General features: G+C 70.5%; 17 protein-coding genes and 1 pseudogene. 8 read left to right on the plus strand and 10 right to left on the minus strand.

The genetic code is table 11. The features are described from left to right. The first annotated feature begins 135 nt into the window (after positions 1 to 135). The 8 genes from E2L08_RS16140 to E2L08_RS16175 are packed head-to-tail and all read left to right on the plus strand — an operon-like array spanning position 136 to position 8,475. Positions 136 to 690: a MotE family protein gene (locus E2L08_RS16140; RefSeq protein ID WP_240758277.1), complete on the plus strand. Its 555-nt coding sequence runs from the start codon at positions 136 to 138 to the stop codon at positions 688 to 690. Positions 691 to 723: 33 nt separating this feature from the next. Further along, complete coding sequence (gene motA, locus E2L08_RS16145; RefSeq protein WP_133398127.1) at positions 724 to 1,587, plus strand: flagellar motor stator protein MotA; 864 nt, start codon at positions 724 to 726, stop codon at positions 1,585 to 1,587. Next, positions 1,584 to 3,506 carry a hypothetical protein gene (locus E2L08_RS16150; protein WP_133398128.1) on the plus strand — a complete coding sequence of 641 codons (1,923 nt, stop codon included), beginning with the start codon at positions 1,584 to 1,586 and terminating at the stop codon, positions 3,504 to 3,506. The genes motA and E2L08_RS16150 overlap by 4 nt, the downstream gene beginning before the upstream one ends. After that, positions 3,503 to 4,186, plus strand: coding sequence for a lysozyme family protein (locus E2L08_RS16155; protein WP_133398129.1), 684 nt, complete (start codon positions 3,503 to 3,505; stop codon positions 4,184 to 4,186). The genes E2L08_RS16150 and E2L08_RS16155 overlap by 4 nt, the downstream gene beginning before the upstream one ends. After that, the gene (flhA, locus tag E2L08_RS16160; RefSeq protein ID WP_133398130.1) at positions 4,183 to 6,261 is read left to right on the plus strand and encodes a flagellar biosynthesis protein FlhA; all 2,079 of its coding nucleotides are present in this window, start codon (positions 4,183 to 4,185) and stop codon (positions 6,259 to 6,261) included. Before E2L08_RS16155 ends, flhA begins: the two co-directional genes overlap by 4 nt. Then, positions 6,258 to 7,025, plus strand: coding sequence for a flagellar biosynthetic protein FliR (locus tag E2L08_RS16165; RefSeq protein ID WP_133398131.1), 768 nt, complete (start codon positions 6,258 to 6,260; stop codon positions 7,023 to 7,025). Before flhA ends, E2L08_RS16165 begins: the two co-directional genes overlap by 4 nt. Continuing rightward, positions 7,022 to 8,107 carry a flagellar type III secretion system protein FlhB gene (gene flhB / locus E2L08_RS16170; protein ID WP_133398132.1) on the plus strand — a complete coding sequence of 362 codons (1,086 nt, stop codon included), beginning with the start codon at positions 7,022 to 7,024 and terminating at the stop codon, positions 8,105 to 8,107. The genes E2L08_RS16165 and flhB overlap by 4 nt, the downstream gene beginning before the upstream one ends. Continuing rightward, positions 8,104 to 8,475 (plus strand): hypothetical protein, encoded by a 372-nt coding sequence (locus E2L08_RS16175; protein WP_133398133.1) that lies wholly within the window; start codon positions 8,104 to 8,106, stop codon positions 8,473 to 8,475. Before flhB ends, E2L08_RS16175 begins: the two co-directional genes overlap by 4 nt. Here E2L08_RS16175 and E2L08_RS16180 read toward each other — a convergent pair. The 10 genes and pseudogenes from E2L08_RS16180 to E2L08_RS16225 all read right to left on the minus strand — a co-directional run. After that, positions 8,472 to 9,017, minus strand: coding sequence for a flagellar basal body-associated FliL family protein (locus E2L08_RS16180; protein WP_133398134.1), 546 nt, complete (start codon positions 9,015 to 9,017; stop codon positions 8,472 to 8,474). The two genes, E2L08_RS16175 and E2L08_RS16180, sit on opposite strands and share 4 nt — an antisense overlap. A 10-nt stretch (positions 9,018 to 9,027) precedes the next feature. Next, on the minus strand, positions 9,028 to 9,750 hold the full coding sequence (gene flgH / locus E2L08_RS16185) for a flagellar basal body L-ring protein FlgH (RefSeq protein WP_276321539.1): 723 nt from the start codon (positions 9,748 to 9,750) through the stop codon (positions 9,028 to 9,030). Then, positions 9,747 to 10,172 (minus strand): flagellar basal body P-ring formation chaperone FlgA, encoded by a 426-nt coding sequence (gene flgA / locus E2L08_RS16190; protein ID WP_133398135.1) that lies wholly within the window; start codon positions 10,170 to 10,172, stop codon positions 9,747 to 9,749. The genes flgH and flgA overlap by 4 nt, the downstream gene beginning before the upstream one ends. Beyond that, the gene (flgG, locus tag E2L08_RS16195; RefSeq protein WP_133398136.1) at positions 10,172 to 10,957 is read right to left on the minus strand and encodes a flagellar basal-body rod protein FlgG; all 786 of its coding nucleotides are present in this window, start codon (positions 10,955 to 10,957) and stop codon (positions 10,172 to 10,174) included. The genes flgA and flgG overlap by 1 nt, the downstream gene beginning before the upstream one ends. Positions 10,958 to 10,966: 9 nt before the next feature. After that, positions 10,967 to 11,683 (minus strand): flagellar hook-basal body complex protein, encoded by a 717-nt coding sequence (locus E2L08_RS16200; RefSeq protein ID WP_133398137.1) that lies wholly within the window; start codon positions 11,681 to 11,683, stop codon positions 10,967 to 10,969. A 1-nt stretch (position 11,684) separates the two neighbouring features. Then, positions 11,685 to 11,954 (minus strand): flagellar biosynthetic protein FliQ, encoded by a 270-nt coding sequence (locus tag E2L08_RS16205; RefSeq protein ID WP_206077032.1) that lies wholly within the window; start codon positions 11,952 to 11,954, stop codon positions 11,685 to 11,687. A gap of 3 nt (positions 11,955 to 11,957) precedes the next feature. Then, positions 11,958 to 12,233 (minus strand): flagellar hook-basal body complex protein FliE, encoded by a 276-nt coding sequence (gene fliE, locus E2L08_RS16210; protein WP_133398138.1) that lies wholly within the window; start codon positions 12,231 to 12,233, stop codon positions 11,958 to 11,960. Between the two features lie 22 nt (positions 12,234 to 12,255). Further along, positions 12,256 to 12,633, minus strand: coding sequence for a flagellar basal body rod protein FlgC (gene flgC, locus E2L08_RS16215; protein ID WP_133398139.1), 378 nt, complete (start codon positions 12,631 to 12,633; stop codon positions 12,256 to 12,258). A 12-nt stretch (positions 12,634 to 12,645) separates the two neighbouring features. Beyond that, positions 12,646 to 13,029 carry a FlgB family protein gene (locus E2L08_RS16220; protein ID WP_133398140.1) on the minus strand — a complete coding sequence of 128 codons (384 nt, stop codon included), beginning with the start codon at positions 13,027 to 13,029 and terminating at the stop codon, positions 12,646 to 12,648. 52 nt (positions 13,030 to 13,081) lie between these two features. Further along, positions 13,082 to 13,188, minus strand: a pseudogene (locus E2L08_RS16225) (IS5/IS1182 family transposase); the annotation flags it as partial.

The following is a 13,188-nucleotide window of genomic DNA, read 5'->3' on the forward strand; positions in this document are numbered from 1 at the left end:
ACCTCTTCGATGCATTGAACCTCCCGAAACCCGCCTGACGCTCGATGTCGTCACAAAAACGCTTGACCCGCGTCAACAATATCAATCGCTTATCGGATTAACTGTCGAACTCCGGGGGCCATGGGGCTTGGCGCCTTGCCCGCGCTCGCCGCATTGCTGATGTGTTCGGCGCTGTTGCGCGCGACGGCGGTCGCCCCCGACCTGCCCGGTTTCGGCCCGGCGATCGCGGGCGCGGCCATCGCCGCCACGCCCGATCCGGCGCCGTCGGACGACGTGGATACGCTGCTGACCGACCTGGCCGCGCGTGCCGACCGCATGACCGAGCGTGAGGCCGCCCTGGCCGAGCGCGAACGACGCCTCGCCCGCGGAGAAGAGGCGTTGCGCGCCCAGCTCGACGAGATCAAGGCGGCCGAGGACGATCTGCGCGCGCTCTTGCAGATGGCCGACGAGGCCGCGGAGGCCGATCTGGCCCGGCTCGCCGCGGTTTACGAGGCGATGAAACCGGCCGAGGCCGCGACCCTGTTCAAACAGATGCCGCCCGCCTTTGCCGCGGGGTTCCTCGGCCTCATGCGCCCCGAACTCGCTGCCGCCATCCTCGCCGCCATGCCGCCCGAAGGCGCCTATGCCGTGTCGGTGATGCTGGCGGGGCGCCATGCCGACATTCCGCCCGCGACCCCCGCGCCCGACTGAACCGCCGCGCCAAACCGTCCAAGGAGGATCGCCGTGATCGGCATCATCGGTATCATCGTCGTCTTCGTCATGGTTTTCGGCGGCTACCTGGCCGCCGGGGGCAAGATGGGGATCATCCTCAAATCGCTGCCCTTCGAGATGACCATGATCCTCGGGGCCGCCGTCGGCGCGTTCCTGCTGTCGAACGACGGCAGCACGGTCAAGGCGACGGGCCGCGGGCTGGGCCGCGTCTTCAAGGGGCCGAAATGGAAAAGCGCGGATTACCGCGACCTGCTGTGCCTGCTATTCGAGCTGATCCGCCTGGCCAAGACCGATCCGCTCGCGCTCGAGGGGCATGTCGAAGATCCCGCCGAGAGCAGCATATTCGCCCGCTATCCCAAGATCGCCGCGGATCGCGAGACGGTCGAACTGATCGCCGACACGCTGCGGTCGGCCGCCATGAACTACGACGACCCCCACCAGGTCGAGCTGGTGCTGGAAAACCGGATGGAGGCGAACCTTCATCACGCGCTGCACCCCGCACATGCGCTGCAAAGCATGGCCGACGGCCTGCCCGCCCTGGGGATCGTCGCCGCGGTCCTGGGGGTCATCAAGACGATGGCCTCGATCGACCAGCCCCCCGAGGTCCTGGGCAAGCTGATCGGCGGCGCGCTGGTCGGCACGTTCCTGGGCGTGTTCCTTGCCTATGGCTTTGTCGGGCCGATCGCCGCCAAGCTCAAATCCGTGGTCGAAGAGGACGCGCAGTTTCACAACCTGATCCGCGAGGTTCTGGTCGCGAACCTGCATCAGCACAGCCCCAACATCTGCATCGAGGTCGGGCGCCAGAACACGCCCGGCCATTGCCGCCCCAGCTTTCGCGACCTCGAGGATGCGCTGAAAGAGGCGCGCGCGGCATGAGATTCCTCCTTGCCCTGCTGCTCGGCCTGCTGCCCGGTCTCGCCCTGGCGCAATCCGTGCTCGTTCGGACGGCCGAGCACGACGGGTTCACACGCGTCGTGGTCGATTTCGCGGACCGCCCCGAATGGCGGCTGCGCGAGGTCGAGGGCGGGCTTCGCCTCCAGACCGACGGCGCGGCGCGGTTCGACCTGTCCGACGCCTATCGCCGGATCGGGCGGGACCGGATGCGCGCGATCTCGACGCCCGAGCCGGGCGTGCTCCGGATCGAACTGGGCTGCGATTGTTCCGCCCGAACGATCGAGCTTGCGAATGGCGGGCTGGTGATCGACCTCGTCGACGGGCCCGAACGTGCCGCCCCTCCGGCCCAGGCCTCGCGCGCTGGCGCGCCGCTTTTGGCCGTGCCGGGACCGCTGCAAGGGGCGCTGGACGACCCCGCGCGCGACGCGGATGTCGCGCGTTTCCGGGCCGCGCTATTGCAGGATCTCACCGCCGGGATCGCCGCGGGAACCCTGCGCACCATGCCGGGGGCCGAGAGTTTGTCGCCCCCGGACCCCGATCCGGCGGTCGGGACCGATGCCCCCCGCACCGGCGATGCGGTGCAGCCGCCCGCGCATATGGTCGTCGACAGTGCCATGCGTCGCCTCGACGACCCGAACGCCCCGGCGGTCCCGGTGGCGGGGTGCGAGGCGCTGGACATGCCGCCGATCTCGGAATGGGCCGAGCCGTCCGACGGGGCGGGATATGTCGATGCGGTGGGCCGTGTCGACCCGGTTCGCCTGAACGCCGAGATCCGGCGCCTGATCCAGGCCGGGCTGGGTGCCGAGGCGCGCGCCCTCGCCCTTTCCGCGCCGTCGGGGGTACGCATCGCGCCGATCCTGATCGAGATCGCGCGCCTCGTGGACGGGGCGCCGGCCGGCCCGCGTATCACGGCGGCGGCGACGTGCAACGGGGGCTTCGACCTCATGGCGATGCTGTCCGATCCGCCGCGCCTTCCGGCCTCGACCGAGGCGGCGCTGGCCGAGTTCGAGACGTGGCCCCCCGGTCTGCAAGCGCTGCTCGGCCCGCGGCTGGCGGGTGCCTTTCTCGATCTCGGCCGCGACGAGGCAGCGCGTCTTTTGCGCGCGGTCTATGGGGGCGGCACGGTGGCAGAGGACGGGCTGCTCGATCTGCGCCTCGACGACGCGGGGCAGGACGCGGCGGCCGAGCCGGTGCTGCGCGCGGTGATCGAGGGGCGGCGCCCCGATGCGGGTGCCGCGATGGTCGCCCTGATCGACTACCGGATCGGTCTGCCCGAAGGGGTGCCCGCCGACCTGCTCGACCAGGCCGAGGCGATGCTGCGTGAACTGAGCGCGGCCGATTCCGGGCAGCTCGCGGCCGCCATCCTGCGCGGACGGATCGCCCGCAACGAGCTGGGCCGCGCGGCGCGTGACCTGACGGCCGCCACCCGACTGGATCCCGGCCAGAAGGATCGGCTGGCGCAGGCAATTCTCGACCGTCTTGCCGGGCTCGACGACGATGCGGCATTCCTGCGCGGCGTTCGCGATATCGGCGATTGGCGCCCGCCCGAGGGGGCGGCGCGCCAGGCCGTGCTCGGACGGCTGGTCGATGCGGGGATGCAGGGCATGGCGCGGGGCTGGATCTCCCGCTCGGACCGGCTGAGCGCATCCGAACGCGCCAGCGCAGCTCGCCTCGCCGAGGCCCGCGGCGATCCAGAGGCGGCGGAGCTGATCCGCGACGCGGGCGCAGATCTGTCGGTGACCGATCTGCTCGACCGCCCCGTTCAGATCCGGCAGACCGCCCCCGCCGCTTTCCCCCCCGCGCGCCCCGACCCTTCAAGCCGCGCGCGCGGCAAGAGCCTTATCGAGGAAAGCGCCGCGCTGCGGGCCGAGCTGTCGGAACTGTTGGGAGACGACCGATGATGCTGCGCCTCTCCCTTGCCGTGATCGTGGCGCTCTCGGCCGGTGCTGCCCGCGCCGATATCTGCCATGAGGCCGCGCGACGCGCCGCGTCCGAGAGCGGGGTGCCGGTCGATGTGCTGTTGGCGATCACGCTCACCGAAACCGGACGGCGCCACGAGGGGCGGTTCGCGCCCTGGCCCTGGACCGTCAACGCGGCCGGCGAGGGGCGCTGGTTCGCCACCCGGCACGAGGCCGAGGCCTTTGTCGCGAAACGCCGCGCGCAGGGGATCGACAGTATCGATATCGGGTGTTTCCAGATAAACCTGCGCTGGCATGGCGAGGCCTTTGCGACGCCCGATGCCATGTTCGACCCCGTCGAGAACGCGCGCTACGCCGCCGCGTTTCTCGGACGGCTGCATGCGGAAACGGGGGACTGGACGCGCGCGGCCGGCGCCTTTCACTCGCGCACTGAGATCCACGCCGCGCGCTACCGCCGCAAGTTCGCCCAGCATCGCGAGATGGTCCTGGCCGATGTCGGTCCGCCGCGCCTGCCCCGATCCGCAACCGTAGCGCGCCTGATCCCGGTGCGCCCGCCCCGTGAGAACGGCTGGCCGCTCATGCGCGCGGGGGCCTCGGCGGGGCTGGGATCGCTCGTCCCGGTCAGCGCCGCCCCCCGCCCACTGCTGGAGACCGCGCGATGACCGCCAGGACCATACCCTTTTTGCAGCCCACCGTCCTGCTGTCGCTGGCGTTGATGGGGATCGTCGTGATGATGATCCTGCCGGTGCCCGCATGGGTGCTGGATGTCGGGCTCGCGGTGTCCTTTGCGCTGGCGATCCTCATCTTTACCACCACGCTGTTCATCGAGCATCCGTTGCAGTTCTCGGCCTTTCCCACCGTGCTGCTTGCCGCGCTGATGCTGCGGCTTTCGCTCAACATCTCGTCGACCAAGCTGATCATCGGCGAGGGGCATACCGGCACGGGCGCGGCCGGCGACGTGATCGAGGGGTTCGCTAGCTTCATCATGGGCGGCAGCGTGTTGCTGGGGCTGGTGATCTTCGGCGTGCTGCTCATCGTGAACTTCATCGTCATCACGAAAGGTGCCTCGCGCATGGCCGAGGTCGGCGCGCGGTTCGCGCTGGACGGGATGCCGGGCAAGCAGCTTGCCATCGACGCCGACATGAACGCGGGCGCCATCGACCACGCCGAGGCCAAGCGCCGTCGCGAGCGCGATCAGCAGGAGACCACCTTTTTCGGCTCGCTCGACGGCGCGTCCAAGTTCGTCAAGGGCGATGCGGTGGCGGGGCTTCTCATCACGCTGCTGAACCTCGTGGTCGGGCTGGTGGCGGGCGCGATGGTGCATGGGATGCCTCTTGGCGCCGCGTTCGAGACCTATGCCATCCTCACGGTCGGCGACGGGCTGGTGACGCAGATCCCGGCGGTGGTGATCTCGATCGCATCGGGGCTCTTGCTCGCGCGCGGGGGCGATGACGGACCGACCGATCTCGCGCTGTTCGACCAGCTTGGCGGCCGGTCGGCGGCCCTGGGCACGGTGGCCTTTCTGATGGCGCTGTTCGCACTGGTTCCGGGCCTGCCGTTCCTGCCCTTCATGGCCGGTGCCGTCGCGCTTGGCCTGCTGGCGGCGCGGGCGGCGCAACGTGCACGCGCCGCGGCCCCCGACGGACCGTCCGAGGCCGAGCCCGCCCGCCCCGCGCGGACGATGGGCGACGTGCTCGATCTCGACGATATCCATATCGAGTTTGCGCCCGATCTCGTGTCGATGGTGCTCGACCCCTCGACCGGGCTCGACGGGCGGATCGCGACGATGCGCAATCACGTCGCGTCGAGCTATGGGCTGATCCTCCCCGAGATCCGGCTGACCGACGATCCGTCATTGAAACCGGGCACCTATGTCATCCGCATCCACGGGGTCGAACGGGCGCGCGACAGCCTCGCGCCGGGGCAGGTTCTTGCCGTGGGGGTCGCCGATCCGGCCGCGCTGCCCCCCGGCCGCGATGTGGAGGAGCCGGTCTATCGCGCGCCCGCGCGCTGGATCGACCCCGCCCGACAGGACGAGGCCGCGCTGGGCGGGGCCACCACCGTCGTCCCGGCCGAGGTTCTGGCCACCCACCTGCTCGAAACCGTAAAGCGCGATTTCCCCCGGCTGATGACGCTCAAGGCGCTGCGGCGGCTGATCGACGCCTTTACCCAGCCCAGCGATCCGGCCCGCGCCGAGGCGAACAGGCGCCTCGTCGACGAGCTCATTCCCGACAGGGTTCCGAAGGAACTGCTCCTCCAGGTGTTGCAGCTCTTGCTCGAGGAACGCGTTTCGATCCGCAACCTGCCACTCATCCTCGAGACGATCGCCCATACCCGCGGCGCCACGGCCTCGCCCGAGGCGATTTGCGAGGCCGTGCGGCGGCGGCTGGGCTTGCAACTGGTGATGCCGCTGGTGCGCGAGGACGGCACCCTGCCGCTGATCCAGCTCGACCCCGAATGGGAGGCCGCGTTCCAGGCCCACGAGATGGCGGGCGACCGTGGTGACCCGGTCGTCGCTCTGCCGCCCGACGCCTTCAACCGGCTGGCCGAGGCCGCGGCCTCGGCCGTGGGGGAAACGGCGGCGCGCGGGATCGACGCGGCGCTCGTCACCTCGTCCCCGCGACGGAGGTTCCTGTCGCTGGTCCTGTCGACGCGGAACCTTCCGACGCCGGTGCTGAGCTTCGAAGAGATCGACCGCTCGATCCGGCCCGCGCTGGTCGGGACGGTGGCGGCATGACCGGCATCGCCGACCTGATCGCCCTGGTCGAGGCGCAAAGCGCGGGGGTCCTCGGCACCTTTCTGCGGGTCGCCGCGCTGATGGCGCTCTTGCCGGGCTTTGGCGAACGCAGCATCCCGGTGCGCGTGCGGCTGGTGCTGGCGATTGCCCTGACCGCGGTCGTGGCTCCCGCGGCGGCCAACCTCTATCCCGTCGCGCCCTCGGGTCCGGGGGCCGCGCTGTATCTGACCGAGACGGCGGCGGGTCTCGCGATGGGGGCGGGGCTGCGCATCCTGGTCCATGTCCTCCAGATCGCCGCGACCATGGCCGCGCAAAGCGTGTCGCTGTCGCAGATCCTCGGGACCCAGGCTGCCGATCCGCAACCCGCGATGGGGCATGTGCTTGTCATGGGGGGGCTGGCCCTGGCCATGACCGCGGGTCTGCACGTCAAGGTGGTCGAGTTCATCCTCCGATCTTACGAGATCCTGCCTGCGGGCCGGATGCCGCTCGCATCGGAACTCGCGCCATGGGGGATCGCGCGGGTGGCCGACAGTTTCGGCCTGGCCTTCGTGCTGGCCGCGCCCTTCGTCGTCACGTCGCTGGTCTACAACCTCGCGCTTGGCGCCATCAACCGGGCGATGCCGCAGCTCATGGTGGCCTTCATCGGGGCGCCGGCGATCACGCTGGGGGGGCTCGTGCTGTTTGCCGTGACCGCGCCGCTGCTGTTGTCGCTCTGGCTCGCGGCGCTTGACGGGTTCCTCGCCAACCCGGCGGCACCGGGATGAGCGGCGATGACAGCGGCGCGGAAAAGCCGCACGAGCCGTCCCCCCGCAAGCTCGCCGATGCCCGCCGCCGCGGCGAGATCGCGCGCTCGGCCGATCTGGTCACGGTCGGGGCCTATGCGGGGCTGCTGCTGATGGCGCTCGCCCTCGGGGGGTGGAGCCTCGAGAAGCTGGCGCGCGGGCTCGTCCCCTTCATCGAGCGGCCCGACCTTCTGAACGCGCGGCTCGGGCTCGAAGGCGGCGGCGCGGCCGGTGCGCCGATGGGCGGCGTCGCGCTGGCGATCCTGCCGTGGATGGCCGCCCCGTTCGTCGGGGCGCTCTTGCTGGCCGCGGGGCAGGGGGCGTTGATCTTTCCGACCGAAAAGCTCGCGCCCAAGCTCAACCGGATCTCGATCGTGGCGAATGCGGGCAACAAGTTCGGCCGCGGCGGACTGTTCGAGTTTGCAAAGAGCACCGTCAAGCTCGTCATCTATTCCACGGTGCTGTTCATCTTTCTGCGCGACCGGATGCCGGGGATCCTCGCGCTCATGGCGGCCTCGCCGGCGGGCGCCACCGGGCATCTTCTGCGCCTCGCGGTCGAGTTCCTGCTGTTCGTCGCGACGGTGGCGCTGGTCATCGGGGCGGTCGACTACCTGTGGCAGCGCACCGAGCATCTGCGCAAGAACCGCATGACCCGGAAAGAGCTGACCGACGAGCAGAAGGACAGCGAGGGCGACCCCATGATGAAGCAGCAGCGGCGCCAGCGCGCGATGGAATACGCGACCAACACGATGCTGTCCGATGTCCCCGAGGCCTCGGTCGTGGGGGTGAACCCGACCCACTTCGCCGTCGCGCTCAAATGGTCGCAGGGCGCGCGCGGCGCGCCGGTGGTGGTGGCCAAGGGGGTCGACCATGTCGCCGCCCGTATCCGCGAGGTGGCGACCGAGGCGGGCGTGCCCATCCACAGCGACCCGCCGACCGCGCGCGCGATCCACGCCATCGTCGACGTCGGCGAAGAGATCCGACCGGTGCATTACGCGGCGGTCGCCGTCGCGATCCGCTTTGCCGAGGCGATCCGCGCGGCGCGGCGGGGGGCGGCATCGTGAACCGGCGCCGCCTGGCCGAGCTCGACCGCGTCGCCGGTGCCCTGCTCGACCGCGACCTGGCCGCGCTGCGGACGGTGGCGCGCCATGTCGCCGCGCTGGAACGCGATGCGGCGCAGTTGCGCGCGGCGCGCGATGCGCGGGCCCGCGATACCGTGCTGGATCCCGCGCGGCTGGCGGGCGCCGATCTGGCCTGGGGCGCATGGTGCGACCGCCGTCTCGCGCGGCTTCAGGCGCAGATCGCCGCGCTGCGGGTCGATCACGAGCTGGCGCTGAACAAGGCCCGCACGGCGTTCGGCCGGCACGAGGCGACGGGCGCGCTGGTCGCGCGGGGTGCGCGAACCCCGCGCGGCGGCAATGGGCCGCGCTAGACGTCCTGGCGGGCAAGATCGAGGATCAGCACCTCGCTCACTCCCGGTCCGACCTCGTCGCGCCCGGCCTCGAGCAGGGCGCGCCGCAGCCGCCCGAGATCGCCGTTCGAGGTGAACGCCCCCTCGAACCCGCCGCTATTGGCGTGATCCAGCATCGTGCGCAGGAACCGGTCGCGCAGGCGCGGCTCGCGCTCCTTGGCGGTTTCGCGCGTGGCCTCGTCAAGCTCGAGCGTCACACCCATGACCACCATCGCGGCCATGCGCCCGTCTTGCAGGACGGGCACGACGAACTGCCGGTCGAACTTGAGGAACGTGCCGCCCGCGGGGGCCTCGTCCGGGGCGTCGCCGCCGGAATCGTCCGGGGCCGGACCGGCCTGCGCGGTCGCGGCGGGCAGGTCGGTCGCCGCCGGTTCGGCGGGTGCGTCGCCGCAGGGCGGCAGGGCCGCCATCGGCGCGGGGGCGGGGCGCAGGGCGAACCCGGCGCCGACCCCGCCGCCGATACCGGCAAGGACGAGCAGGGCGGGAAGCAGTTTGGCGATCATCGTGGCAACCTCAGAAGGGGAGAATGGCGTCGACGAGACGCTGGCCGTATCGCGGCTGCTGCATCCGGTCGATCTGGCCGCGCCCGCCATACGAGATCCGCGCGGCGGCGATCTTGTCATAGCTGACTTCGTTCTGGCGCGAGATATCCTCGGGCCGGACGTAGCCCGACACGACGAGTTCGCGCAGTTCGTAATTCACGCGCAGCTCCTGCCGGCCCTCGATGGCGAGCGAGCCGTTGGGCAACATGTCCGTCACCGTGGCCGCGACGCGCAGCTCGAGCCGCTCGTTGCGCGACACCGATCCGTCGCCCGCCGCGGTCGAGGCCGAGCTCAGGCCCACCGCGTCCGACATGGTCGCGCCCGCGGGCAAGAGCGGGTCGAGCCGTTGCGGGATGCCGAAAAGCCCGCCCATCGACATGGTTTCGCTGCCCGACCGGCTGCGTTCGGACGAGGACTGGAACTCGGCCCGGTCGTCGATTTCGATCACGACGGTCAGGATGTCGCCGCGCGTCTCGGCGCGGCGGTTTCCCAACAGCGACCCACGCCCGCCCGACCACAGCGATGCCCCGTCCACCGCCCGGTTCGGGTCGAGCGAGCGGGGCAGGCCGGGGCTGCTCATCGCGACCATCTCGGCGCTTTCCAGCGGCAGGCTCATGGCGGGGGGCTGTCCGATCTGTTTCATCGGGGCGCAGGCGGTCAGGAACGCGGCGCCGAGCAGCAACACGCCCCTCACGACGCGCCCCCGCCGACGACGATGGTGCCCGCCTCGGTGACGGTGCCGACCACGGTGCTGCGCGAGCCGAGGTTCATCGCCCGCACCCGGTCGCCCACCCCGGCCCGGTCGAGCGCGCGGGCATCCGCGACGATTCGCATCCCCGGCGCCTCGAAGATCATCGTCACGATCTGGTTGCGCTCGACGATGGCCGGCGGGCCGATATCGCCGGGCCGGATCGGGCGCCCGGCATATAGCGTCACCCGCGCCTCGAGGCCCACGGCCTCGGACGGCCGGGCCAGCGCGCCCGGGAGATCTCCGGGCAGGATCGCCAGGTCGGCCGGGCCGAGAAGGGCTTGCGCCCGGATCGTCCGGGCCGCGACCAGCGTATCGGCGGCGGCGGGTGTGGCCAGCAGCAGGGCAAGGGCCAAGAGACCGCGCATCAGCGCACCTGGCTCGTCGTGGCGAGCATCTGGTCTGCCGCGGTGATGACCTTGGAATTCAGCTCGTAGCCGCGTTGCGCCTCGATCAGGCGGGTGATCTCGCGGACGGGGTCGACCGAGCTTCCTTCGAGCCAGCCCTGCCGGAACGTGCCCAGCCCGTCGGTGCCCGGATCGCCGGGCAGTGCCGCGCCCGAGGCGGGGGTCTCGACGAACAGGTTCGACCCGATGGCCTCGAGCCCCTTCACGTTGGAAAACCCGACGAGCGTGAGCTGGCCCAGCACCTGCGGCTCAACACGGTCGGCAAAAAAGGCCTGCACCTCGCCCTCGGGCGAAATGGCGATGGAGCGCACATCGTCCGGGATCGTGATGTCGGGCATCACAGGGTAGCCGTCCGACGTGACGATCTGCCCCTCGCCCGACCGTTTCAGCGCGCCGTCGCGCGTATAGCCCGCCTGCCCCGAGGGCAGTTCGACCTCGATAAAGCCGTTGCCCTCGATGGCGACGTCCAGATCGCCGCCCGTCTGGGCCAGCGACCCCTGCGCCACGATCATGCCGACCGCGGTGGGGCGCACGCCGAGGCCGAGCTGCACCCCGGTCGGCAACTCGGTCCCGGTGGTGGACGAGATCGTGCCCGGCCGGCTCGCCTGCTGGTAATGCAGGTCGGCGAACTCGGCGCGGCGGGCGTTGTAGCCCGTGGTGCTCATGTTGGCGAGGTTGTGCGACACGACCTCGACCCGCGTCTGCTGGGCGCTCATGCCGGTGGCGGCAATGGAAAGGGCACGCATGTCAGGCTCCTATCGTCCGATGGTGTCGAGAACGGCGCGCACCCGCGCGTCCTCCTTGTCGAGAAAGCTCTGGCCCAGCTCATAGGCGCGCTGGACCTGGATCATCCGGGTGATCTCGGCCACGGAATCGACGTTCGACGCCTCGAGATGGCGTTGCAGGATCGTCGGGGCCTCGACCGGAACGGGCGGCTCGGCCAGGGCAAAGACGGTGCCCGCGCGCCGGTCCATCGGGTCGCCCGGCGCCGGCGACCACAGGCCGATCTGCGCCTGCGGCACGCCATCGACGGACAAGGTGCCGTCGCGCGCGACCGACACGCTGCCCGCATCGGGCGGCACGAAGACCGGCGCGCCGCCCGCGTCGAGCAGGCGCAGCCCGTCGGGGTTCACCAGCTCTCCGCCGGGGCCGGGGGTAAAGGCGCCCGCACGGGTCAGCGCCTCGCCCTCGGGGGTTTCGAGCAGGAAGAAACCGTCGCCCTCGATGGCGAGGTCGAACGCCCCGCCCGTCGGCTCGAGCGCGCCCTGCCGTGGCGACAGGACCCGCGCCACGCCCGCGGCCATCGACAGCGACGGGGCGTCGCCCTCAAGCCGGTCGACATGCTCGGCAAAGGTCACGCCTTCCTTGCGGTAGCCGGCCGTTACGAGGTTCGCGACATTGTTCGCGATGACGGTCATTTCCCGCATCAGCCCCGACTGGCGGGTGAGCGCGACATATCCGGTATTGTCCATCTTAGCCTCCGGCCATGATGATCGGCACGATGGTGGCCGTGAAATAAGAGGTGAGCGCCCCGGTCATGAAGCTCATCGTGACCCAGAAGACGGCGAGGATGGCGAGCAGCTTGGGCACGAAGGTCAGCGTCATTTCCTGGACCGAGGTCAGGGCCTGGAACAATCCGACGACGAGCCCCGCGACCAGCGCGACCGCAAGGATCGGGGCCGAGATGCGGACCGCGACCCAGAGCCCTTCGCGCATGACGTCGTAAAGGAGCGCTTCCTCCACCGCTCAGACCGGCATCCGCAGGATTTCCTGGTAGGCCTCGACCACCTTGTCGCGGACGGTCACGGCGGCCTCGACGGCGAACTTGGCCTGGCTCAGCGCCGAGACCAGCGCATGCGGGTCGGCCGCACCCGTCATCGCGTCGCGCGCCACCGTTTCGGCCTTGGCGAGATGCGCGGCGAAACTGTCGCCGGCCTTTCCGGCCGCGGCCTCGGGCGACGGCGCCGTGGCGGGGCGGGCGGCGGCGAAGAGCTGGGCCGCGCGGGCAGAGGTGATATCCATCGGTTTCTCCTGTGGGTGGGGGTCAGCGGCGAAGCAGTTCCAGCAGCCGAGAGGTCATCTGCCGGGCCTGGTCGAACAGCTTGAGGTTGGCGTCATAGCTGCGCTGCGCCTCGCGCGAATCCGCGATCTCGAGGATCAGCTCGACATTCGATCCGTCGTAATGACCGCTGTCATCGGCCAGCGGATGGCCGGGCGCATAGACCCGGTCGAGCGGAGAGCGGTCGAGCCGGACCCGCCCCGGTGTCACGCCACCCTCCATCACCTCGTGAAAGGCGATGGATTTGCGCCGGTAGCCGGGGGTGTCGGCATTGGCGATATTTTCCGAGACATGGCGCAGGCGCTGGGCCTGTGCAGTCATGCCGGAGGATGAGACGCTTATCGCGCCGAGAATGTCGGACATGGGGGCGGTTCCTTACCTGATGCGGCCGAGCGCGGCGCGCAGGATGTCGCGAACGGTGCCAGAGACGCCCAGCGCCATCTCGTGTTGCTGACGGATGCCGGCGCTGCGCAAAAGCTCGGATTCGAGGCTGACGGTATTGCCCGAGGGCGAAGGCTCGGCCCCCGCGTCGACGGGATCTGCGCCGCGCGGCCCCGTGCCCGCGCCCAGGTGGCCCGGCCGCGTCGCGCGCAGCGCCGTGGCCGTGCCGTTCAGGGTCGTGGCGAAATCGGGCAGGTCGGTCGCGCGATAGCCCGGCGTGTCGGCATTGGCCACGTTGCGCGCGGCCAGACCCTGCCGCGCGGCGGCGTGGGTCGCGAGATCGCGGGCCATCGTGCTGATGGCGATCGAGGTGAACATCGAAGCCTCCTGCATTCGAACAGTTATCTCAACGAAGCCTTAGGGTCAGGATTCATAACCAGAACATGACGGTTGCGGCGAGGGCGATGGCGGAGAGGAAGACCTTCGGGCATCTGTCGTAGCGGGTGGCGATGCGACGCCAGTCTTTCAACCTACCGA

The organism is Palleronia sediminis (assembly GCF_004358695.1).
Lineage (GTDB): Bacteria > Pseudomonadota > Alphaproteobacteria > Rhodobacterales > Rhodobacteraceae > Palleronia > Palleronia sediminis.

Coding starts and splice junctions, on each gene's coding strand:
- E2L08_RS16200 (WP_133398137.1), bottom strand. CDS start 11,683: ATGGACAATACCGGATATGTCGCGCTCACCCGCCAGTCGGGGCTGATG.
- flhA (WP_133398130.1), top strand. CDS start 4,183: ATGACCGCCAGGACCATACCCTTTTTGCAGCCCACCGTCCTGCTGTCG.
- flgA (WP_133398135.1), bottom strand. CDS start 10,172: ATGCGCGGTCTCTTGGCCCTTGCCCTGCTGCTGGCCACACCCGCCGCC.
- E2L08_RS16150 (WP_133398128.1), top strand. CDS start 1,584: ATGAGATTCCTCCTTGCCCTGCTGCTCGGCCTGCTGCCCGGTCTCGCC.
- E2L08_RS16155 (WP_133398129.1), top strand. CDS start 3,503: ATGATGCTGCGCCTCTCCCTTGCCGTGATCGTGGCGCTCTCGGCCGGT.
- E2L08_RS16180 (WP_133398134.1), bottom strand. CDS start 9,017: ATGATCGCCAAACTGCTTCCCGCCCTGCTCGTCCTTGCCGGTATCGGC.
- E2L08_RS16165 (WP_133398131.1), top strand. CDS start 6,258: ATGACCGGCATCGCCGACCTGATCGCCCTGGTCGAGGCGCAAAGCGCG.
- flgG (WP_133398136.1), bottom strand. CDS start 10,957: ATGCGTGCCCTTTCCATTGCCGCCACCGGCATGAGCGCCCAGCAGACG.
- fliE (WP_133398138.1), bottom strand. CDS start 12,233: ATGGATATCACCTCTGCCCGCGCGGCCCAGCTCTTCGCCGCCGCCCGC.
- E2L08_RS16220 (WP_133398140.1), bottom strand. CDS start 13,029: ATGTTCACCTCGATCGCCATCAGCACGATGGCCCGCGATCTCGCGACC.
- flhB (WP_133398132.1), top strand. CDS start 7,022: ATGAGCGGCGATGACAGCGGCGCGGAAAAGCCGCACGAGCCGTCCCCC.
- flgC (WP_133398139.1), bottom strand. CDS start 12,633: ATGTCCGACATTCTCGGCGCGATAAGCGTCTCATCCTCCGGCATGACT.